Origin of the sequence: Halobacillus yeomjeoni (genome assembly GCF_020171525.1) — a bacterium.
Classification (GTDB): domain Bacteria; phylum Bacillota; class Bacilli; order Bacillales; family Halobacillaceae; genus Halobacillus; species Halobacillus yeomjeoni.
Genome location: NZ_JAIVAI010000001.1, coordinates 539,497 through 560,509 on the forward strand (window position 1 = coordinate 539,497; position 21,013 = coordinate 560,509).

23 protein-coding genes and 1 riboswitch are annotated in these 21,013 nt (G+C 42.8%); of the genes, 22 read left to right on the top strand and 1 reads right to left on the bottom strand.

Annotated elements, in window-relative coordinates:
* The first annotated feature begins 7 nt into the window (after positions 1–7).
* From spoVAD to LCL89_RS02765, 7 genes are all read left to right on the top strand, one after another.
* The gene (gene spoVAD, locus LCL89_RS02735; RefSeq protein ID WP_224807558.1) at positions 8–1,024 is read left to right on the top strand and encodes a stage V sporulation protein AD; all 1,017 of its coding nucleotides are present in this window, start codon (positions 8–10) and stop codon (positions 1,022–1,024) included.
* A complete protein-coding gene (gene spoVAE, locus LCL89_RS02740) occupies positions 1,021–1,371 on the top strand; it encodes a stage V sporulation protein AE (protein WP_224807559.1) in 351 nt (116 codons plus the stop codon). Before spoVAD ends, spoVAE begins: the two co-directional genes overlap by 4 nt.
* A 24-nt stretch (positions 1,372–1,395) precedes the next feature.
* Positions 1,396–2,862, top strand: a complete 1,467-nt coding sequence (locus tag LCL89_RS02745; protein WP_224807560.1) for a spore germination protein — start codon at positions 1,396–1,398, stop codon at positions 2,860–2,862.
* Positions 2,863–3,123: 261 nt separating this feature from the next.
* Complete coding sequence (gene lysA, locus LCL89_RS02750; protein WP_224807561.1) at positions 3,124–4,461, top strand: diaminopimelate decarboxylase; 1,338 nt, start codon at positions 3,124–3,126, stop codon at positions 4,459–4,461.
* Positions 4,436–4,870, top strand: a complete 435-nt coding sequence (locus LCL89_RS02755; RefSeq protein ID WP_197316243.1) for a peptidylprolyl isomerase — start codon at positions 4,436–4,438, stop codon at positions 4,868–4,870. Before lysA ends, LCL89_RS02755 begins: the two co-directional genes overlap by 26 nt.
* 27 nt (positions 4,871–4,897) lie before the next feature.
* The gene (locus tag LCL89_RS16865; protein WP_224807562.1) at positions 4,898–5,359 is read left to right on the top strand and encodes a site-2 protease family protein; all 462 of its coding nucleotides are present in this window, start codon (positions 4,898–4,900) and stop codon (positions 5,357–5,359) included.
* Between the two features lie 284 nt (positions 5,360–5,643).
* Positions 5,644–6,009, top strand: coding sequence for a GNAT family N-acetyltransferase (locus tag LCL89_RS02765; protein ID WP_224807563.1), 366 nt, complete (start codon positions 5,644–5,646; stop codon positions 6,007–6,009).
* A 98-nt stretch (positions 6,010–6,107) separates the two neighbouring features.
* On the opposite strand, the gene LCL89_RS02770 is transcribed toward LCL89_RS02765, so the two are convergent.
* Complete coding sequence (locus LCL89_RS02770) at positions 6,108–6,584, bottom strand: DUF309 domain-containing protein (RefSeq protein ID WP_224807564.1); 477 nt, start codon at positions 6,582–6,584, stop codon at positions 6,108–6,110.
* A 127-nt stretch (positions 6,585–6,711) separates the two neighbouring features.
* Between LCL89_RS02770 and LCL89_RS02775 the strand changes: the two genes are divergently transcribed.
* From LCL89_RS02775 to LCL89_RS02845, 15 genes are all read left to right on the top strand, one after another.
* Positions 6,712–7,464 carry a segregation/condensation protein A gene (locus LCL89_RS02775; protein ID WP_224807565.1) on the top strand — a complete coding sequence of 251 codons (753 nt, stop codon included), beginning with the start codon at positions 6,712–6,714 and terminating at the stop codon, positions 7,462–7,464.
* The gene (gene scpB, locus LCL89_RS02780; protein ID WP_224807566.1) at positions 7,455–8,045 is read left to right on the top strand and encodes an SMC-Scp complex subunit ScpB; all 591 of its coding nucleotides are present in this window, start codon (positions 7,455–7,457) and stop codon (positions 8,043–8,045) included. The genes LCL89_RS02775 and scpB overlap by 10 nt, the downstream gene beginning before the upstream one ends.
* Before the next feature lie 198 nt (positions 8,046–8,243).
* Positions 8,244–9,329, top strand: a complete 1,086-nt coding sequence (locus LCL89_RS02785; RefSeq protein WP_404813386.1) for a D-alanyl-D-alanine carboxypeptidase family protein — start codon at positions 8,244–8,246, stop codon at positions 9,327–9,329.
* Positions 9,317–9,907, top strand: coding sequence for a nucleoside recognition domain-containing protein (locus LCL89_RS02790; RefSeq protein WP_197316236.1), 591 nt, complete (start codon positions 9,317–9,319; stop codon positions 9,905–9,907). Before LCL89_RS02785 ends, LCL89_RS02790 begins: the two co-directional genes overlap by 13 nt.
* Entirely contained in the window at positions 9,904–10,419 is a 516-nt protein-coding gene (locus tag LCL89_RS02795; RefSeq protein ID WP_197316235.1) for a spore maturation protein, read from the top strand. Before LCL89_RS02790 ends, LCL89_RS02795 begins: the two co-directional genes overlap by 4 nt.
* Positions 10,420–10,575: 156 nt before the next feature.
* The gene (locus tag LCL89_RS02800) at positions 10,576–11,304 is read left to right on the top strand and encodes a pseudouridine synthase (RefSeq protein WP_197316821.1); all 729 of its coding nucleotides are present in this window, start codon (positions 10,576–10,578) and stop codon (positions 11,302–11,304) included.
* 54 nt (positions 11,305–11,358) lie between these two features.
* Positions 11,359–11,913: a thiol-disulfide oxidoreductase ResA gene (gene resA, locus LCL89_RS02805; RefSeq protein ID WP_224807568.1), complete on the top strand. Its 555-nt coding sequence runs from the start codon at positions 11,359–11,361 to the stop codon at positions 11,911–11,913.
* Between the two features lie 29 nt (positions 11,914–11,942).
* Positions 11,943–13,568 (top strand): cytochrome c biogenesis protein ResB, encoded by a 1,626-nt coding sequence (resB, locus tag LCL89_RS02810; RefSeq protein ID WP_224807570.1) that lies wholly within the window; start codon positions 11,943–11,945, stop codon positions 13,566–13,568.
* A gap of 33 nt (positions 13,569–13,601) precedes the next feature.
* Entirely contained in the window at positions 13,602–14,789 is a 1,188-nt protein-coding gene (gene ccsB, locus LCL89_RS02815; protein ID WP_318245597.1) for a c-type cytochrome biogenesis protein CcsB, read from the top strand.
* Positions 14,790–14,874: 85 nt separating this feature from the next.
* On the top strand, positions 14,875–15,591 hold the full coding sequence (locus tag LCL89_RS02820) for a response regulator transcription factor (protein WP_224807572.1): 717 nt from the start codon (positions 14,875–14,877) through the stop codon (positions 15,589–15,591).
* Positions 15,591–17,381 carry an ATP-binding protein gene (locus LCL89_RS02825; protein ID WP_224807574.1) on the top strand — a complete coding sequence of 597 codons (1,791 nt, stop codon included), beginning with the start codon at positions 15,591–15,593 and terminating at the stop codon, positions 17,379–17,381. Before LCL89_RS02820 ends, LCL89_RS02825 begins: the two co-directional genes overlap by 1 nt.
* Before the next feature lie 39 nt (positions 17,382–17,420).
* Positions 17,421–17,600: riboswitch (cobalamin riboswitch) on the top strand.
* Positions 17,601–17,782: 182 nt separating this feature from the next.
* Positions 17,783–18,190: a DUF4430 domain-containing protein gene (locus LCL89_RS02830; RefSeq protein WP_224807576.1), complete on the top strand. Its 408-nt coding sequence runs from the start codon at positions 17,783–17,785 to the stop codon at positions 18,188–18,190.
* A 6-nt stretch (positions 18,191–18,196) separates the two neighbouring features.
* Complete coding sequence (locus tag LCL89_RS02835) at positions 18,197–18,724, top strand: ECF transporter S component (RefSeq protein WP_197316229.1); 528 nt, start codon at positions 18,197–18,199, stop codon at positions 18,722–18,724.
* 218 nt (positions 18,725–18,942) lie between these two features.
* Positions 18,943–20,010, top strand: a complete 1,068-nt coding sequence (pdhA, locus tag LCL89_RS02840; protein ID WP_224809548.1) for a pyruvate dehydrogenase (acetyl-transferring) E1 component subunit alpha — start codon at positions 18,943–18,945, stop codon at positions 20,008–20,010.
* Positions 20,010–21,008 carry an alpha-ketoacid dehydrogenase subunit beta gene (locus LCL89_RS02845; protein ID WP_224807577.1) on the top strand — a complete coding sequence of 333 codons (999 nt, stop codon included), beginning with the start codon at positions 20,010–20,012 and terminating at the stop codon, positions 21,006–21,008. Before pdhA ends, LCL89_RS02845 begins: the two co-directional genes overlap by 1 nt.
* The last annotated feature ends 5 nt before the right edge of the window (positions 21,009–21,013 follow it).

The window sequence follows — 21,013 nt, forward strand, 5'->3', positions numbered from 1 at the left end:
AATCATTATGGGAAAGACAGGAAAGCAATCATGGACTTACAATAATCCGGTCTACATCCAGTCTTCTGGAACAGCTGTAGGCCCTTTAGAGTCACAAGGGCCATTGAAAGATACATTTGACCGCATGTATGACAAGCTCCACTGTGATGAGGATAACTGGGAGTTGGCAGAACGGCGGTTGATGTTTGATGCTGTTCATACATGTTTACAGAAAGCAGGGGTTGATGAGAGAAATATAGACCTTTTTCTGGCTGGTGACTTGTTAAATCAAAACGTGACAGGAAATTATGTAGCCCGGCAGCTTGGAATACCTCTGCTTGGGATGTTCGGTGCATGTTCAACCAGTATGGAGACCTTGGCTACAGGCGCAGCGCTTGTAGAAGCTGGTTATGCTGCTCATGCACTTGTAGCTGTGAGTTCACATAATGCGACAGCAGAACGACAGTTCAGGTATCCCACTGAATATGGAGGCCAAAAGCCGAAGACGGCTACGTTCACAGTGACAGGGAGCGGCGCAGCGCTAATCTCGAAGGAACCTTCCCCTGTAAGAATTGAAGGGGCCACGATCGGCAGGGTCATGGATTACCATATTAAAGATCCATTCGATATGGGTTCCGCGATGGCACCTGCAGCCTGGGATACCATCAAAACTCACCTGCAGGACTTCGCTCGCGTACCTTCCGATTATGATGTGATTGCCACAGGGGATCTATCAGCTGTCGGTACTCCGATTCTCAGGGATTTGATGAAACAGGATAACATTGATATCAGCATGGTCCATAAAGACTGCGGTTTGATGATCTATCATAGTGATCAGCCTGTATTCAGCGGAGGGAGCGGCTGTGCATGCTCAGCAGTGGTGACATATGGGAAGCTTCTCAATGATTTGAAAGATGGCGTTTATAAAAGGATTCTTGTCGTTGCCACAGGGGCTTTGATGAGTCCTATGATGATACAGCAGAAAGAATCAATTCCAGGTATTGCACATGCGGTCGTTTTGACAAGCGAGGAGGATGCACAATGAACTTTGTATGGGCATTTGTAGTAGGCGGAGGGATTTGTGTCATCGGTCAAATTCTGCTGGATTATTTTAAGCTGACACCTGCACATGTCATGTCTTCCTTCGTTGTTGCAGGTGCAGTATTGGATACCTTTGACCTTTACGATAATTTAATTGATTTTGCAGGAGCCGGAGCGACTGTGCCCATTACGAGTTTCGGTCATTCCTTAATGCATGGAGCGATGAAAGAAGCTGAAGAACACGGAGTCATCGGGGTCGCGGTCGGAATGTTCGGTTTGACTTCTGCGGGTATAGCATCCGCTATATTATTCGGATTTTTGATCGCTGTTTTCTTCAAGCCGAAAGGGTAATGAGTTTTCAAGGAGTTGAATGATATGCCCACAAAAAAAGCACTGCCGATTGAGGACAGCTTAAAAAAGAATCGCTTGATCCTCGACGAACGTGTCGGAGTTGAGCAATCTTTTGATATTGGCTTCCGAACCCTTCATATCCTGGGGCGGGAAGTCCATATTTATTATGTGACCGGTTTGTGTGAAACACCGATCATCGTCCAGTTGATGCGTCAGCTGTTTGAAATGAATGATTTAGAAGAACCAGGTGAAGATATTTTTCAGCAAATAAAGGGCGACATTCCCCATCAACAAGTCGAAGTGGTAGAATCACTAGATCAATGTATCACTCAGTTGTTATCTGGACTTGCGGTGATCTTTGTCGAAGGTGCGAAGAGTGCCTTGATCGTCGATGTCCGTTCATATCCAGGGAGGACACCTGAAGAACCGGACACGGAAAAAGTCATTCGTGGTTCGCGGGATGGTTTCACGGAAAATATCATTGAAAACACAGCCTTGACCCGCAGAAGAATCAGGGATGAACGACTTCGGCATGAGATATTACAAGTGGGGGAAAGATCAAAAACCGATATTTGTATTTCTTATATTCAGGATGTCGCTGACCCTGGGCTTGTCGATTTGATCAAGAAAGAAATCAAAGATATAGATATAGACGGTTTAAGTATGGCAGATAAAACCCTGGAGGAATACCTTGTCAATCAAGGACGTAACCCATTTCCCCTTGTGAGATATACCGAGCGTCCTGATGTCGCCGCAGCACATTTGTTTGAAGGTCATGTCATGATCATGGTGGATACATCCCCAAGTATGATCATCACTCCGACCACCTACTTCCACCATGTGCAGCACGCTGAAGAGTTCCGACAATCTCCTGCGGTAGGAACTTTCGTCCGCTGGGTGAGATTCTTTGGTATATTCGCTTCTGTCTTTTTGCTCCCTCTTTGGATTTTATTCGTATTGCAGCCGGATTTACTTCCTGAAGCTCTGTCTTTCATCGGACCGAACGAAGAAAGTTCGATACCTGTCATCATACAAATATTAATTGCTGATTTGGGGCTGGAAATGCTTCGTATTGCAGCTATTCACACCCCTACGCCTCTTTCGACTGCGATGGGGTTGATTGCAGCCGTGCTGATTGGACAGATTGCCATAGATGTAGGTTTGTTCATTCCAGAGGTCATTTTATATGTAGCTGTCAGTGCGATCGGTTCATACGCCACCCCAAGTTATGAACTGTCTGTAGCCAATAAGATGTCACGTGTATTGATGGTCATATTCGTTGCCTTATTCGGGGTTAAAGGGTTCATGATTGGCATGACAGCGTATATATTGCTTCTCGCACATACAAAGTCATTCAACACACCTTATTTGTGGCCGTTTCTGCCTTTCAATGGAAAAGGGGCTCTCCAGATCCTTCTTCGTATGTCCATGCCTTCTTTGAAGCAGCGGCCAAGTATCGTCCATCCCCAGAATAATCAAAGACAGAAATAATCATATTGCCCGTTTTCGTACGATGTGATAAATTAATGAAAATGATAAATGTCCTTTATTCAAGGGCATTTTCTTTTTATTCAATTATCATTCTTATTTAGTTTGTAAACTTATAACCAGACTTCGTTACTCATGATAAGATACAGAAATGAAGGGGGGCGTTGATGCTCCCTGTTTAACTACAGAACACACCTTTTTTCTATTTCGGTTGGAAAAGGTTTAGATCCTACTCACTTTCTAAGAATAAAGGCGGGAGACAAGATGAATTATGAGGTGAATGAACAGGGGCAGTTAATGATCGGAGGTTTTACAGCTGAAGAATTAGCCGATCACTACGGTACACCCCTCTATGTGTATGATGTAGAGAAAATACGTGAGAATGCCAAAGCTTTCGTTCAGACGTTTAAGAAACATGGAATTCCGGCTCAGGTGGCTTATGCAAGTAAAGCTTTCTCTTCCATCGCCATGCTTCAAGTAGCAAGCAATGAAGGATTGAGTCTTGATGTGGTTTCACAAGGGGAATTACATACTGCACTCGAAGCAGGCTTCCCTGTTAAGAGAATTCATATGCATGGGAATAATAAAAGTATCAATGAACTTGAAATGGCAGTTGAAGCGGACATCGGTTGTATCGTACTGGATAACTTTTATGAAATTGAACTTCTTGGAGCAATTTTGAGAGAGAAAAATAAATATATGGACGTATTGTTACGTGTAACACCAGGGATTTCAGCACATACCCATGATTATATACTTACTGGTCAAGAAGATTCCAAGTTCGGTTTTGACCTCTCAAGCGGACAAGCGGAGAAGGCTTTTCTGGAAGTATCCAAACATGAACATATAGTCATGAAAGGTCTCCATTGTCATATAGGTTCTCAAATATTCGAGACCAGTGGCTTTGAAATGGCTGCAGAAAAGCTTTTTGAAGCTTTAGTGGGCTGGAAAAAGCGTTTCGGATATACAGCTGATGTCTTGAATTTAGGTGGAGGTTTCGGCATTCGATATACGAAGGACGATGATCCGTTGGAGTTGAATGAATATGTGAAGGCGTTGATTAAAGCATTGGACGGTCTCACAAAAAAAGCCTCATACCCAATGCCTGAGATTTGGATTGAGCCGGGTCGTTCAATTGTTGGAGAAGCGGGTGTGACGATTTATACTGTAGGTTCAATTAAAGAAATTCCTGGTGTTCGTACCTATGTATCTGTGGATGGCGGGATGACAGATAATCTCAGACCTGCTTTATATAACGCGAAATACGAGGCTGTACTAGCAAATAAAATGAATGAGAAGAAACATCAGAAATATTCTGTCGCAGGGAAATGCTGCGAGTCTGGCGATATGCTAATATGGGATGTGGAACTTCCAAAAGTCGAACATGAAGATTTACTTGCAGTTTTCAGTACAGGAGCGTATGGTTATTCTATGGCAAACAATTACAATCGCTTCCAAAAAGCTGCAGTCGTGTTTGTAGAAAACGGGGAACACCACCTCGTCGTACGTCGTGAGTCCTACAAGGAAATGACAAGGCACGATTTGACTTATGAACCATTGAAAGGGGTAATACAAAATGAAACAAGCAACAATCGAGTTTGAAAATGGAGAAAAAATGATTATTGAACTATATCCTGAGGCTGCGCCTGGTACAGTAGAAAACTTTGAAAAGCTTGCAAACAGTGAGTTTTACGATGGTTTGACATTCCACCGCGTTATTCCTGACTTTGTCATTCAGGGAGGATGTCCTGATGGTACCGGTGCTGGTGGTCCGGGCTATACAATCAAATGTGAAACAGAAGGCAATCCACATAAGCACGAACGTGGAACTCTATCTATGGCGCACGCAGGTAAAGATACAGGCGGCAGCCAATTTTTTGTCTGCCATTCCCCGCAGCCACACCTTGACGGCCGTCACACCGTATTCGGAAAAGTGATTGAAGGCGTTGATTCAGTAGATCGTGTGCGCGTAGGTGACGTGATGCAGAAAGTAAGAGTTGAAGACAAGTAAAACCAACTTTCTTAAAGGATGTCTGCCATGGTTGTGACGTTTTTTATATTGATCTTCTTAGTCGCTCCTTTGAGTCTTTTGATTCATGAGATGGGGCATGCACTTACAGCTTTGCTTCATCAGGCAGAACATTCTTCAATAACGATAGGAAGGGGATCAAAACTTTTTTCAGTGAAATTAGGAAGAGTGAAGGTTCACATTCGATGGGTATTTTTTCAAGGAGCACAAACACTCAATGAGCGAAAGAACCCTTTTTCGTTGCGGGAAAAAGCGTGGATCAGTATAGGAGGTCCCTTGTTCAATGCAATAGTGGCTTGGTTTTTTATAGCCATGCCACTTTTGTCCACTTCAAGGACGTGGATGCTTTTCGGTTTGTTCAACGGGTATTTAGCACTCGTCAATAGTATTCCTTTTTGTTTTCGCGGAAAAAAAAGTGACGGATATCGCTTTTTGGAAGGGTTCCGGTGGGGTTCGATTCTGAGGGGTTGACATCCTTATAGATTTCGTTATGCTATTAGCTAGGCGAAAATGAACCACCCACGGGGGAACAATTATGAAGAAAAATTGGATGCTCTTTGCTTTCCTAGTATTATTCAGTCTATTTTGGGGCTTTTATTACTGGTTTGGCATTGTCATGTAAAAAACAGCCTGTAAGGTTGAGGCGAATGAAAGTAACAAACATGAAAAGCGATTAGTCTGGTTGATGATCATTGCAGCGGTCCTATTTTTATCGTCAATGATAGGAAAGCTCTTTTCATAAACGAGGGATAACTATGTTAATACGGTATAAAAAATCTTTTGAAAAAATAGCTATGGGTCTTTTATCTTTCATGCCTGAAGTGTCTGACATTAAAACACTTCAGACGATTATCAAGGAGTATGATTCCAATCCGAATTGGAGTCTGTTTTTGTGGAAAGATGAAGATATCCTTGGAGCGATTGGTGTTCGAGTGGAAGGAACTTCAGCTGTCATCCAGCATGTTTCAGTGAACCCGTCCCACCGTGGGATGGGCATCGGGAGACAGATGATTCAGAAAATCCGTGAACACTTTGAAAACCAATATATTGTTTCTGCCGATGTTTCGACAGAATCATTCTTCGAAAAATGCGAGTCGGAAAGTCCTTCATCGCAGGTTTAAGAAAAAAAGAGGTGTCTGACTGACACCTCTTTTTTTCTTGTTGATAAATAATGAAAATCAATAACAGGCTGTAACAGAGCCTGGAAAGGGATGTAGTTCTAATCGGTTCCTTTATGACGTAACCGATGCTTATGGAGCAGCCATTCATTGTCAAGACTGCTTGGTTTCCCGTAGGTCACGTTCCACTTTTTACATAACTGTATCACTTCCGCTTCTAATTCCCGGTCTGTGATCGGAAGATTTACACTTTCGTAAGGAAGGTTATCATTGATCCTATTTTGGATCAGTTTAATTTTTTGATTTAGAAGGTTGGGACTCAGGCCGAGAGTCGATAACTTTTTAGTATTGAATGACAATTTTTTTTGACATCTTTCAATAAGAATTCCCGCTCCTTTGACATTTCCGCGTCGGTAATGGTACAGGCAGACGGCAAGTTGAATCAATAAAACCCAAACGGAATTTCTGTTTTTGGGATCTATGTCTTTCCAGAGCTCTTCCAACACCTCATGACATTCGAAATAATCACGAGTTCCATGGAAGTGAGCTAAATATTGGATGTATAAGGTTGGGTACATAGGCAGCCTCCACAATAATTATAGTTCCATTGTATAAAACTGCCCGATCGTTCAACAAGTCTTATTAACGGAGTAGATTTTTTTTGGTACGATAGTAGATGGGAGAAGAAGATAAAGGAAGATTGCTATGAGAAGAAGCTACCAAGTTAAAGTAGAGGGATTCGAAGGTCCACTCGACCTTCTTTTACATTTAATCAATCGTTACGAGATTGATATCCACGACATACCAGTCTCACAAATAACCAATCAATACATGCATTACATTCAGACGATGAAGGAATTAGAGCTCGACCTGGCCAGTGAATACCTTGTCATGGCAGCTACGCTTTTAGCAATTAAGAGCCAGATGCTGCTTCCTAATCCGACAGTGGATGATGCAGATGACGAAGAATTGGTTGAAGATCCGAGAGAAGATTTGATGAGACGCTTGATTGAATATCGCAAGTATAAACAAGCTGCCGAAGATCTGAAACAAAAAGAGTTGGATGCAAATCGTATTTATACACGTCCTCCGATGAGTAAAGATGAATTTGAAGGAGAAGCACCTGAGATCAGACCGGGTGAAGCATCGATTTACGATATGATTCAAGCGATGGGGCAGCTGCTTCATCGCAGTAAAACACAAACGAAAGAAGAAACGAAAATCAAACGGGACGAAATTCCGATACAAATGCGGATGGACGAAATTCTCTCTCAAGTCGACTTGCAAAAAGACGGCACGCCATTCTCGCATCTATTTGAAAAGAAGACGCGCCCACACATCGTTGTTACGTTCATGGCTTTGCTGGAATTGATGAAAAGCAACGATGTCATTTGTATTCAACAACAACACTTTGAGGAATTGATTGTGTATAAGATGGAGGATGCACCATGGAGTTAGAAGAAAAAAAAGCGATCATTGAAGGGTTGTTATTCGCCTCTGGTGATGAGGGAATTACGAAAAGGAAACTGGGCACCCTTCTTGAGATGGAACAAAAAGAATTAAAACCGATACTCGAAGAAATGATGATAGAGTATAAAGATAAGGATAGAGGAATTACCATCATGGATTCCCACGGTACGTTACATTTAACTACAAAACCTGAACACGCGTCCTATTATAAACAGCTCCTTGACGCACCCGGTTCAACGCGGTTATCTCAGGCTGCAATGGAGACGCTTGCCATTGTCGCTTATCAGCAGCCGATCACGAGGATAGAAATCGATGATTTACGTGGTGTGAAAAGTGATCGTGCTGTCCAAACGTTGTCAAACCGTGGTCTGATTGAGGAAAAGGGGCGCAAGGATGCGATTGGACGTCCGATCTTATTCGGTACGACAAAAGAATTTTTAATTTATTTCGGATTGACATCCATCGATGAACTCCCGCCTCTTTCTGAATTGAAGGAGCCTGAAGATATCGAAGATGAAGCAGATTTGTTTTTCAAGAAGTTCACAGAAGCTGATGATACGGCAGAGTGAAAAACATGCATTCATGTTTGTAAAAGCCCTGGACGAAAGTCCAGGGCTTTTTGGTGTAATTTAACACCTCAGTGGAGTGTCAAGATTGTTAAAAAAAATAGAATGTTGTTCTCACTTTAATCTTCTATACCTCAAAATCATAAGCTTGTACTTCATTGCATAGAGTTAAGCAAACGATGTGATAGGGAGGAAGCCCTTTTGAGAAAGAGTTTTTGTATATTCTTGGTCATTATTTTACTCCTGCCTATAGGCTGGACCCAGCAAGTAGGGGCGAACCCGGGGATTTCTGTTTCGGCTGCACATGCAGTATTGATGGATGCTGCTTCTGGACGAGTTCTCTATGAAAAAGAAGCCTATCATTCTACTTTAATAGCAAGCACAACGAAAATCATGACAGCGATCATCGCAATCGAGTCCGGTAAACTGGATGAAAAAGTGAAAGTGAGCCGAAGGGCTGTTTATACCGAAGGCTCCTCCATCTATTTGACAGAAAAAGAAAAAATTCCATTAAAAGACCTTGTCTATGGATTAATGCTTCGTTCAGGCAACGATTCTGCCGTTGCAATCGCAGAACACGTCGGTGGTAGTGTAGAGGGATTCACTCAACTGATGAATGAAAAAGCGGCGTGGCTGGGAATGAATGACAGTCATTTTGAGAATCCTCATGGACTTGATGGTGAAACACACTATTCCAGCGCTTATGATCTTGCGCTATTAATGGCTTACAGCATGAAAAACAAGACTTTCAGGGAAGTTACGGGTGCAGAAAAATATCGATCCGAGAACAGGGATTATGCATGGGGAAACAAAAACAAACTTCTTACCCGGTATTATGAGCCGACCAATGGAGGGAAAACAGGCTTTACCAAGAAAGCAGGTCGGACACTGGTCAGCAGTGCAGAGAAAGATGGGATGGAATTGATTGCTGTCACTCTGAATGCGCCTGATGACTGGAACGACCATATGCAGATGTATGAGTGGGGGTTCAAAAACTTTGAAAGTGTAAAACTGCAGAGTGAAGGTACTTTGAAAGTGAACGGAGAAAAATTTTATCTTCCTCGTGACATCTATTATCCTTTGACATTGAATGAACGGGAATCACTGAAAGCGAGCTTTTATAGATCGTCAGAGGATAGTGATATTGCAGGAATTACACAATACATGATCGGACAACAACCTGTTCTTGAGACCCCGGTGTGGAGCGAACGTCCGAAGTTTTCAATTTTTACAGATATAAAACGATTTATGGGCCGGTTGATGGGGGTGGCGCCATGGTCAACCTGATCTGGGCATTATTAGCGGTGACAGGGATTGTTTTCGCTGCATTCAACGGCACGATGGAGGAAGTCAATAAAGCGATTTTTTCCACTCTGGATGAAGCGATTATGATTACTTTAAGTCTGGCTGGCGTGCTCATTTTCTGGCTTGGTTTGATGAAAATAGCAGAAGAGGCGGGGCTTCTTGCCGCCCTGGCGAAGGTGTTCCGTCCATTTGTAAAAAAAATCTTTCCAGATATACCTGAAAATGATCCAGCCCTCGGATACATCCTATCCAATATGACGGCGAATGTTTTCGGTTTGGGGAATGCCGCTACACCTATGGGCTTGAAAGCGATGAAGGAGTTGAAGCGGCTTTCCGGGTCAGAAGAAGCCAGCCGATCCATGATCACATTGCTGGCTATCAATACCTCTTCATTGACTTTAATTCCAACGACGGTGATCGCGATCCGCATGAAATATGGATCAGAGGATCCAACGAGCATTATTGGAGCGACCATTTTGGCGACTTTAATTTCCACTTTTGCAGCACTGCTCATTGATCGATTTTTTTATTACCGTAGAAAACGGTTGTCTGGCTTATGATCAGCATTTGGATGATTCCGGCTATTATCCTGATCGTTTTGGTCACGGCGACCTTAAAGAAAGTACCTACGTATGAAACGTTTGTAGAAGGCAGTAAAGAAGGGCTCCATATAGCGATATCACTGCTCCCGTTCCTTTTAGGAATGATGGTTTCCATTGCAATCTTTCAGGCTTCAGGAGCTATGGAAGCGATACTAAGCATTTTCAAGCCGCTTTTATCATTGGTAGGAATTCCTGCGGATATTTTACCTCTCGCATTCATCAGGCCTATTTCAGGTGCAGCAGCCTTAAGTATGACGACGGAGTTGATCCGGACTTTCGGACCGGATTCTTTTATCGGCCAGTTGGCATCAGTCATGCAGGGGAGTACGGATACCACACTGTATATCATCACAGTATATTTTGGAGCTGTCGGAATTAAAAAAATGGGAGATGCGTTAAAGGTTGGACTCCTGGCCGATTTAGTTGGTATAATAGCATCGATCATCATTGTGATCATCCTATTCGGATAATAGGGTGATTTTTTTGTTCAAATAGAATCGAAGTGTGTATAATGTAGATGAGTTCGCGGCCGCGCTGAATAGGATCAGCGTGGCTTGCTGTTGTATATGGGCATACTTATAACAATGATCGAATTAATAAAAGGTTGGTGAGGTTTCATGGCGAAAATGGAACGACTACAAAAGGTGATTGCACACGCAGGTGTAGCATCAAGGAGGAAAGCGGAACAAATGATCCTGGATGGAAAGGTGACGGTGAACGGAAAAGTCGTCACTGAACTGGGAACGAAAGTGAGTAAAAATGACGATGTGGAAGTGGAAGGAGTTCCGATTGATAAGGAAGAGCCCGTGTATTATTTGTTATACAAACCACGAGGTGTCATCTCTAGTGTGAGTGATGATAAAGGAAGAAAAGTCGTCACTGATTATCTTCCGGAAGTAAAAGAGCGAATCTTCCCTATCGGCAGACTCGACTACGATACGTCAGGTTTGATTATTTTGACCAATGATGGTGAGTTTGCAAATATGCTCATGCATCCGAAGCATGAAGTGGACAAGGTGTATGTAGCTAAAACAAAAGGAATTCCATCGAAAGAGCAATTACAGCAGTTAAAGAAAGGAATGACTGTAGACGGGGAGTATTTGAAAGCGGTGCATGCCAAAATCATGTCCACAGACGGAAAAAAGAATACAGCCATCGTCCAAGTCATTCTTCATGAAGGAAAGAACAGACAGGTACGTCGTATGTTCGATGCCCTGGGTTATCCAGTTGATAAATTGAAACGTGAAAGATATGGATCCCTCGACTTAAAAGGGATGAATGCAGGCGAATACCGTCCTTTGAAGCCGCATGAAGTGAAAGTCCTTCGAGAAATGGCTGAAGAAAATGTTAAATAACGTTCAAATTTTCCGTTTCCAAACAATGTTATAATGATTTGGGAGTGAAATGAAATGAATGAAAAAACCTTGAAAAAGAAGAAAAAACGATTGATCTTCCGGACGGCTATGCTTGCAGTAATGGTAGGCCTTGTCGTTTTCGCATTGATATCCAACAGCAAAGATGACAAGTCCGTCGTTGCAAAAGGAGAACAAGCCCCGAACTTCCAATTGGAAAGGTTCGGTTCGGAAGGTGAAACGATCACGCTCAGTGATCTGGAAGGGAAAGGCGTTATGCTGAACTTCTGGGCCACGTACTGTGAACCATGCAAGGACGAAATGCCTTATATGGAAGAGTTGTATCCGAAATATAAAGAAAAAGGCGTGGAAATTCTCGCGGTGAACTTGGATTCGACGGATTTAGTCGTCAAAAGATTCATGGATACTTATGATATCAGTTTCCCTGTTTTACGAGATAAGAACGGCCAAGTGATGGACCTTTATAACATCGGACCGATTCCATCCACACTTTTCATCAGTCCAGAAGGTGAAATCGTCGAACAGGTGACTGGCGCTCTTACTTTAAGTAAGCTTGAAGGCCACCTGAAAGAAATTGCACCTGAGGAGTAGAGTCTACTTGAAATTGTGAGGTTTTTAGTATGAACGAAATAACCTGTGAATGCGGGCATATCAACCCTGAAGGGACGGTACTCTGCGAATCTTGCGGAAAACCGATAGAAAAAAATCAGCACATTGATGGTAATGACCAAAAAGAATTGCTGAATATGCGATACGACGGAAGTGCTCGTCGCTCGCAGACGTATAACCGTACAATTATTGATAAGATTTGGAACTTCTTCTCCTCTGTCAAAGTAGGAGTATGGTTGATCGTACTGACGTTAATCGCATCTGCTGTTGGAACTATACTTCCACAGGAAATGTATATTCCGCCAAACGTCGATGCAGCTACACATTACCGGGATCAATATGGGCTTCTCGGTCAAATCTATTATCAACTCGGTTTTCATAACTTATTCAGCTCGTGGTGGTACATGCTTCTTTTAGCCATGATCGGTATATCTATAGTGATAGCAAGTATCGATCGCTTTTTCCCATTATATAAAACACTGAAAAAACAAAAGCCCAAACGTCATGAGCTGTTTATGAAAAAACAACGTGTTTTTGGGACAACCGAATCGGATCAGGTCGATGTAGAACGTTTCAAGAAGAACTTGAAGAAAAACCGATTCAAGGTATACGAAGAGAATGGACACATTCTTGCTGAAAAGAACCGCTTCGCACGCTGGGGTCCATATGTGAACCACATCGGCCTGATCATCTTTTTGATCGGTTCTCTGCTTCGATTCGTTCCTTTTTTCTATGTGGACGAATTTGTGTGGATCCGTGAAGGGGAGACGGCAATGATCCCTGGGACTGATGGTCAATATTATATGAAAAATGAGGAGTTCATCCTGGAGACATACGATGAAAGTGATGAGCGGTTCAAAGAAGCGATTCAAAAACAAGGAGGCCCCATCCCGAAAACGTATCAAACGGATGCCGTCATTTATGAACGTACAGACGAATTCATTCCTGGAAAAGAACCAGAGCTGAAAGAAGTAAAGACAGCTTCTGCAAAGATGAACCATCCCATTAAGTTTGATGATTACGCTTTGTATCAGGCGAGTTACCAGCTGAATGAATTCAAGGAAATGACTTTTAAAATTCATGATAAGGAGAATGAGGACTCCAACTATGGAGAATTCACAGTCGATTTGACAAACCCTAAATCAGAATATGAGTTGGAAAGCGGTCATCGTGTCGTCATTGATTCCTATTTCCCTGAGTATGAAATGAAAGATGGGGAGCCGGTATCCGTTTCCAAGTATCCAAAGAACCCGGCTTTTGTCTTCCATGTTTACCCTCCAGGGGAAACCAGCCCTGAAACTAGCTTTCTAGGTATAGGTATGAACATTGATGCTACAGGAGAGAACGATTATAAACTGGGTCTTGTAAACTTTGATGTCCGGGATGTGACCGGTCTTACGGTGAAAAAAGACTTCACGTTACCGATCATCGGGCTTGGAGGTGCGATCTTTATGATCGGCGTTATCCAAGGCATGTATTGGAACCACCGCAGGATCTGGCTGCAGCCGAAAGAAAATGGGGTTTGGATTGCCGGTCATACAAACAAAAACTGGTTTGCTCTTCGACGTGAAATTGATAAAGTGATTGATGGCACGCATATTCAAAAACCCGTCGATCAATATGAAATGAAAGACTAGCATCGCTCATGTCGATGTGTGAGGAGGATGGAAATGGGAGATTTGAGTACTTTAAGTAGTAATCTTCTTTATGCTGCTTTTTTCATCTATCTAATTGCTACGTTCTTCTTCGGAGGAACGATTCGCGATAAGGGAAAAGGAAAAAGCAGAGTTGCTGGTAATATTGGAATCACAATTACAATCATTGGCTTCCTTACCCAGCTTGGATATTTCATAACGAGATGGATTGCAAGTCAACACGCACCTGTAAGTAACTTGTTCGAATATACGACGTTCTTCGGAATGATGTTGATTTTTGCATTTATCATTCTTTACTTTATTTACCGTGTTGATTTGCTCGGGTTGTTCGCATTGCCGATTGCACTTTTGATCATCGCATTTGCGAGCATGTTCCCTACGGAGATTTCTCCTTTAGTCCCATCATTGCAATCGCATTGGTTGTACATCCATGTAACAACGGCGTCGTTAGGACAGGGGATCTTATCGGTCAGTTTCGTAGCAGGTTTAGTGTTCTTGATCCGTCAAGTCGATCAAACTAAAAGGTCTAAGCATACATCCTGGCTTGAATTCGTCATTTATGTTCTGTTTGCAACCATTGCTTTCATTATGGTAACCTCCATCTTCGGTGCTATGGAGTATGAAGCCAAGTTTCAGGCTCCAGTAAACGGACAGCAAGCGGAAATCACCTATGGTGTCCCGGCGATTGCAGGTCCGGCTGATGGGGAAGTGATTTCTGAAGGTGCTATGGGACCATTATTTGAAGCACCTGCTTGGATGAGAGGGCAGGACGCTGCAAAGAAATTGAACACATTCCTTTGGTCCTTGTTCGGTGGTCTCGTAATTTATGGATTGGTCCGTCTCATTTTGAGAAAACGTGTAGCGGCTGCTATTCAGCCATTACTTAAAAAACTTAATCCTGAATTGGTGGATGAAGTTTCCTATCGGGCCGTAGCTATCGGGTTCCCGGTATTTACCTTGGGAGCAATCATTTTTGCTTCTATCTGGGCACAACAAGCATGGGACCGCTTTTGGGGTTGGGACCCTAAAGAAGTATGGGCATTGATCACATTTTTCTTCTATGCCGCATATCTTCACCTGCGACTTTCCAGAGGCTGGCATGGGCTCCGTTCTGCCTGGCTTGCTGTCGGAGGTTTTGGTATTATCATGTTCAACTTAATTGCCGTCAATCTAGTCATTTCTGGACTGCATTCGTACGCGTAATTTCTATTAAAGGCAGGGAGGGGATTTACCCGACCTGCCCTTTGTGTATAGATCTCAACACTTAACATCATGGAGGTTGGATAGGATGGATCAAGAGGCAAAGATACTTGTTGTAGACGATGAAGAACGTATTCGTCGATTGATCAAAATGTACTTAGAACGCGAAGATTATCTCATAGAAGAAGCAGAGGATGGAGAGGAAGCACTTACGAAAGCGATGAACGAGGATTATGATGTTATTCTCCTTGATTTGATGCTTCCTGGTAAAGACGGCATCGATGTTTGTAGAGAGTTGCGTGAAAAGAAAGCGACTCCTGTCATCATGTTGACTGCCAAAGGCGAAGAGTCTAACAGAGTACAAGGTTTTGAAGTTGGAGCGGATGATTATATCGTCAAGCCGTTCAGTCCTCGTGAGGTCGTGCTGCGCGTGAAAGCTTTGTTAAGGCGTGCTTCGACAACAAGGTTCCTGGAAACAGAAACCTCTGCTCGAAATGTGCTTGTTTTTCCTCATATGACTATCGATAATGATGCTCACCGGGTGACGGCTGACGGTAAAGAAGTCGCTCTTACTCCGAAGGAATACGAATTGTTGAATTATATGGCTCAATCGCCGGATAAAGTATTTGATCGAGAGCAGTTGTTGAAAGAAGTATGGCAATACGAATTTTTCGGTGACTTGCGTACGGTGGATACTCATGTGAAACGATTACGTGAAAAATTAAGCAAGGTGTCTGCGAAAGCTGCCGGAATGATTGTGACCGTCTGGGGTATCGGATATAAATTCGAGGTAAGTGGAGACTGATGTTCTGGCGAAGTGTCGTAGGGAAATTGTGGTTTACGATCATTCTCCTCGTTTCCCTCGTTCTAACCATTTTGACGGTACTTCTGCTTGAGTTTTTCCAAAATTACCATTTAATCGAAGCAGAGAAGGATCTTATGCAGGCTGCGGATCGAATTACTGAATTCACAGATAGATACGAAGAGAGTGATCTTTTATTGACGACAACCAGGTGGATCAAGGACCCTGCGAGTCAAGTCGTCATTGTAAGGGATAATGAACAAATGGTGACGGTCGGCAGTGATACCGAGCATCTTCCGCCACTGACAGAAGAATGGTTTAAAACGGACGAAGATTTCTCGCAAGTCTTGAAAAAGGGTCATGATGTAAAAAAAGTAAAAGAGCTTGATCCCCAGAGTGTAAGTGTCATAGTTGTCGGAACCCCTTTGAACGATGGTTCAGGAGGTGTGTTCGTATACCAGTCACTGGATACGATTGAAGAGACGACGGATCAAACGACAAAAATCATATTTCTGTCCGCTGGAATCGCAATCGTTTTGACCACGATATTTGCCTTCTTCCTGTCCACAAGGATCACGTCTCCCCTTATTAAAATGAGGGAAGGAGCCCTTGAACTGGCTAAAGGTGAATTCAATCAAAAAGTACCGATCCTCACCCATGATGAAATTGGAGAATTAGCTATGGCCTTCAATCGTATGGGACGTCAGTTGAAGTTTCACATCAATGCATTGAACCAAGAAAAGGAACAGCTCTCTCGAATTTTGCGCTCTATGGCTGACGGTGTCATAACGCTGAATAGAGATGGTGAAATTCTTATCTCCAATCCCCCTGCTCAACAATACTTGGAAGCAGAAAGTTTTGAAAATGGCGATGGGATCGAAGGAAAGAAAATGAAGGAAGCTCTTCCAGAACCGTTGAAACAACTGTTTGAAGAAGTTATCACTCACGAGAAGGAATCCATGGTCGAAGTTCCTCTCCAGGGACGGTCCTGGGTCATTATCATGACTCCACTTTATGATAATGACAACATTAGAGGCGCAGTCGCAGTCTTGAGGGACATGACAGAAGAACGCCGATTGAATAAATTACGGAAAGATTTCATAGCTAACGTTTCCCATGAACTTCGAACACCGATATCGATGTTGCAAGGATACAGTGAGGCTATTGTCGATGATATTGCAGAATCAAAGGAAGATAAAAATGAATTGGCTCAGATCATTCATGATGAATCCCTTAGAATCGGGAGGCTTGTGAATGAGCTGTTGGATTTGGCAAGAATGGAGGCGGGACATATTCAACTTTACATTGAATCAGTGGCTATTCAGCCGTATATGAATAAAATTATTCGTAAGTTTTATGGTATTGCAGATGAACGAGAGGTTGAAGTAAATCTATCTATTGATGAAGAACTGGATCGTATGTCGTTTGATGCGGATCGTATAGAGCAGGTGTTTACCAATTTAATTGATAACGCCATCCGTCATACAGGCTCAGGTGGAAGAGTCGACATTGCTATTGAAAGCGATGGTGACGATTGGGTGGCCTCTGTACAAGATTCCGGCGATGGAATTGCAGAAGAAGATTTACCCTTCATTTTTGAGCGTTTTTATAAAGCGGATAAATCAAGGAAAAGAACTGATTCTCAAGAGAAGAAGGGAACTGGACTCGGACTTGCGATTGCTAAAAATATCGTAGAAGCACACAATGGTCAAATATCCGCTCACAGCCGACTAGGTGAAGGGACGACATTCATGTTCAGAATTCCAAGGACGGTCAATATAAAAGAGAATTAGTTTGCCAATTTTCTTAATTTAATGTATCTTTAAGGTGGAAGTTCATAAAAGGATTCAGGTGCCATTTCGGCTTGATAGGGAATCTGGTGAAATGCCAGAACTGTCCTCGCAACTGTATGTGCAGACGAAAAGATAGTTCCACTGTGCAACGAAGCACGGGAAGGAATCTTAGTAGAGTGACGCACAAGTCAGTAGACCTGCCTGGTCCGATGTTTCAATGCTTCGGGGATTGAGCGTTTGAGACAACCGATCGGTTTACGTTGAACATATGCCCATCTGGTTTGTCTTAAGCTCGCCCTATTTCATGGGTGGGCTTTTTTTGATGGTCACATAGCATAACCGTAGTTGTCCTTACGTCCTTTCTAGTAAGCAGAATCTTGTAAGAAAGGATGGGAATCGTCATGAAGAAGATTTATGTTTTACTGTTGTCCGTATTATTAGCAGGAGGGGTATTGTCCGGGTGCGGAACAGTGCAGCAAGATGGCAGCCAGGCAAGTGCCAGCCAACAAGAGGAAAAAGAAGAGATTTCTGTTGTAGTGAAAATCACTAAACAAAATGGAGAAGAGAAACTTGTGGACCAGGAAATTTCTGTTGAAGAAGGATCGACATTAATGGAACTGATGAAAGAGAACTTCGATGTTGAAGAATCAGAAGGATTCATCAATGAAATTGAAGGTATATCTATGAACCAAGAGAAGAAGATGGCTTGGATGTACACCATCAATGGAGAAGAAGCAATGGTCGGAGCAAATGAATATCAACTCGAGCAGGGTGATGTGATCGTTTTTGATTACCACTCTTGGGAGTGATGGTTGATGAATACGTATAAAATTACATTGATAGCTATGCTGGCAGCCCTTGCGATTGCGGGCCGAATCGCTTTATCCCAAATTCCAAACGTCCAGCCAGTGACTGCCATTATTATTTTGACCGGTTTTTGGCTGGGCCCGGTTGCAGGTATTCTCATGGCTGTCCTTACAACATTCGTATCGAACATGTTGTTGGGGATGGGAATATGGACAATTTGGCAGATCATTGCGTGGGCCCTTATTGGCTTGGGAGCAGGTATTTTAGGGAAGTATTGGTCGAGACTGCCTGTATGGGGGCTCAGTGTGTATGGCTTTGTAAGTGGATTATTTTTTGGACTGGTCATATCATTGACGATGCGGTCTTTTGGACAGCCTTTTTTGGCGTATTATCTGGCAGGGCTGCCATTCGATATCAATCATGCACTTTCAAACTCAGCCTTCATCTTTGTACTGGCTACAGTCCTCGGACCTTTATTCCAGCAATATAAAAAAAGAAATGGTCTCAAGCCGGCAATCAGAAGTGCAGATGCATAAAAGAATTCAACAAAAGGTCTCTTCAATTTTGAAGAGACCTTTTTTGTTTCGAATAATAATTATAATTCCCTACTTTTACCACGTTAATATTGTTGCGCTTTAACGCCTGTACTTGAGTGAAATTTCTGATAAATCTACAATTGAAGTGTTGTTAATAATTACCTTATATGGTTGTTCAGAAATTTAAGTGCTGGTGAAAGGGATGGTGACAGATGAAAATGATCGATCAGTTTCCAATTGTTCAATACATCAATGAAAATGGAGTATTTACACAAAGCGAATTCGAAGAAGAAATGACACCTGCATTGTTACAGCAATTGTATGAGAAGATGCTGCGGGCTCGTCTTTTGGATCGTAAATGTATCAAATTACAACGCCAAGGAAGATTGGGTACATACGCACCCTTTGAAGGTCAGGAAGCTGCACAAGTAGGGAGTGCTTTAGCTCTTGAAGAAGAAGATTGGATTTTTCCTACCTACAGGGACCATGCAGCTACATTGACATTCGGCCATTCTATGCAGAACTTATTAGCGTATTGGGTAGGACGGATAGAAGGGTCCATCCCGCCTGAAGACAAAAACATCTTTCCACCCGCTGTCCCTATTGCTTCCCAAATCCTGCACGCCACAGGGGTGGCATGGGCTGAGAAGAAGAAGGGGACAAATCACGTTTCCCTCGTTTATTTCGGTGATGGGGCAACTTCTGAAGGAGATTTCCATGAGGGACTCAATTTTGCAAGCGTTTTCAATGTGCCGGTAGTCTTCTTCAACCAAAACAATGGATATGCCATCAGTGTACCGATAGAGAAACAGATGAAATCTAAAACCATTGCACAAAAAGGACTTGCCTATGATATACCGAGTATCCGTATAGATGGAAATGATATCGCAGCTGTTTATATAGAGACGAAAAAAGCTGTTGAGAGAGCGAGAAGCGGAGAGGGGCCTACATTGATAGAGGCTGTTACTTGGCGCTACGGAGCCCATACGACAGCGGATGATCCCACAAGGTATCGCGATCAAACGGAAAGTGACAGCAGAAGGAGAACGACGGATCCTTTATTAAGAATTGAAACTTATTTGAAGAACACCAACGTTTGGGATGAAGATTGGTTATCGAAAATTGAAGATCAGATTTCTGAAGAAATTTCAGGTGCAGTTGATAATATGGAGGGCATGCCGAAAGCTGATATTGACGATCTATTCTCTCATATTTTTAAAGATCCAACGTGGCAGCTTGAACAACAAAGGAAACATCATTTGGCTGTAAAGGGGGGACGCGACTGATGTCTACGTCAGTGCAAATAAAACAACTTACGATGGTTCAGGCGATTACAGATGGAATGAAAGCGATGCTCGAAGAAGATGAGTCCGTACTCGTTTTAGGAGAAGATGTTGGTACAAATGGAGGAGTCTTTAGAGCGACTGAAGGGTTAATTGAATTATTCGGTGAAGAACGAGTCATTGATACTCCTCTTGCGGAATCCGGTATTATGGGGACTTCCATCGGATTATCAGTGAATGGTTTCAAGCCGATCGTTGAAATGCAGTTTTTAGGGTTCATCTATCCAGCATTCAATCAAATTATGACTCACGCATCCCGGATGCGTCAGAGATCGAAAGGGCGTTTTACGTGTCCAATCGTGATTCGCGCCCCTTATGGTGCTGGTGTAAAAGCTCCGGAAATTCATTCAGATAGTTCTGAAGCGATGTTTACGCATATCCCCGGTCTGAAAGTCGTCGTCCCTTCAAATGCTTACGATGCAAAGGGATTGTTGATTGCAAGTGTTGAAGATCCGGATCCTGTACTTTTTTTGGAGCCGATGAGATGCTACCGTTCTACAAAAGTCGAGGTGCCCGAAAACAAATATACTGTCGAATTAGGAAAGGCAGAGTATGTCAAAAACGGAGAGGATGTAACTCTGCTGACATGGGGAGCTATGGTGGGAGACGTGATGAAGGCTGTAGCACCCTTGGAAGAAAAACTTGGGATTACCTGTGATGTAATCGATTTACGCACCCTTTATCCACTTGATAAAGATACGATTGAGGAATCTGTGAAAAAGACCGGGCGTGTAGTCATAGTCCATGAAGCTCCTGAGAGCGGGGGATTGAGCGGCGATATCATCTCGGTCATCAATGATACGTCATTTTTCTATTTGAAAGCTCCCATACAAAAGGTCACAGGTTTTGATACACCAGTGCCTGTGTACTCTCTTGAACAAGAGTATCTGCCGAGTATGGAAAAAATTCAATACGCTGTAAAAACGACATTATCGTACTAAGGGGG

Coding starts and splice junctions, on each gene's coding strand:
- LCL89_RS02800 (WP_197316821.1), top strand. CDS start 10,576: ATGGAACGACTACAAAAGGTGATTGCACACGCAGGTGTAGCATCAAGG.
- LCL89_RS02745 (WP_224807560.1), top strand. CDS start 1,396: ATGCCCACAAAAAAAGCACTGCCGATTGAGGACAGCTTAAAAAAGAAT.
- LCL89_RS02755 (WP_197316243.1), top strand. CDS start 4,436: ATGAAACAAGCAACAATCGAGTTTGAAAATGGAGAAAAAATGATTATT.
- LCL89_RS02790 (WP_197316236.1), top strand. CDS start 9,317: ATGGTCAACCTGATCTGGGCATTATTAGCGGTGACAGGGATTGTTTTC.
- spoVAD (WP_224807558.1), top strand. CDS start 8: ATGGGAAAGACAGGAAAGCAATCATGGACTTACAATAATCCGGTCTAC.
- LCL89_RS02845 (WP_224807577.1), top strand. CDS start 20,010: ATGTCTACGTCAGTGCAAATAAAACAACTTACGATGGTTCAGGCGATT.
- LCL89_RS02830 (WP_224807576.1), top strand. CDS start 17,783: ATGAAGAAGATTTATGTTTTACTGTTGTCCGTATTATTAGCAGGAGGG.
- LCL89_RS02765 (WP_224807563.1), top strand. CDS start 5,644: ATGTTAATACGGTATAAAAAATCTTTTGAAAAAATAGCTATGGGTCTT.
- ccsB (WP_318245597.1), top strand. CDS start 13,602: ATGGGAGATTTGAGTACTTTAAGTAGTAATCTTCTTTATGCTGCTTTT.
- LCL89_RS02820 (WP_224807572.1), top strand. CDS start 14,875: ATGGATCAAGAGGCAAAGATACTTGTTGTAGACGATGAAGAACGTATT.
- LCL89_RS02835 (WP_197316229.1), top strand. CDS start 18,197: ATGAATACGTATAAAATTACATTGATAGCTATGCTGGCAGCCCTTGCG.
- lysA (WP_224807561.1), top strand. CDS start 3,124: ATGAATTATGAGGTGAATGAACAGGGGCAGTTAATGATCGGAGGTTTT.
- LCL89_RS02770 (WP_224807564.1), bottom strand. CDS start 6,584: ATGTACCCAACCTTATACATCCAATATTTAGCTCACTTCCATGGAACT.
- LCL89_RS02825 (WP_224807574.1), top strand. CDS start 15,591: ATGTTCTGGCGAAGTGTCGTAGGGAAATTGTGGTTTACGATCATTCTC.
- scpB (WP_224807566.1), top strand. CDS start 7,455: ATGGAGTTAGAAGAAAAAAAAGCGATCATTGAAGGGTTGTTATTCGCC.
- resB (WP_224807570.1), top strand. CDS start 11,943: ATGAACGAAATAACCTGTGAATGCGGGCATATCAACCCTGAAGGGACG.
- spoVAE (WP_224807559.1), top strand. CDS start 1,021: ATGAACTTTGTATGGGCATTTGTAGTAGGCGGAGGGATTTGTGTCATC.
- pdhA (WP_224809548.1), top strand. CDS start 18,943: ATGATCGATCAGTTTCCAATTGTTCAATACATCAATGAAAATGGAGTA.
- LCL89_RS02775 (WP_224807565.1), top strand. CDS start 6,712: ATGAGAAGAAGCTACCAAGTTAAAGTAGAGGGATTCGAAGGTCCACTC.
- resA (WP_224807568.1), top strand. CDS start 11,359: ATGAATGAAAAAACCTTGAAAAAGAAGAAAAAACGATTGATCTTCCGG.
- LCL89_RS16865 (WP_224807562.1), top strand. CDS start 4,898: ATGGTTGTGACGTTTTTTATATTGATCTTCTTAGTCGCTCCTTTGAGT.
- LCL89_RS02795 (WP_197316235.1), top strand. CDS start 9,904: ATGATCAGCATTTGGATGATTCCGGCTATTATCCTGATCGTTTTGGTC.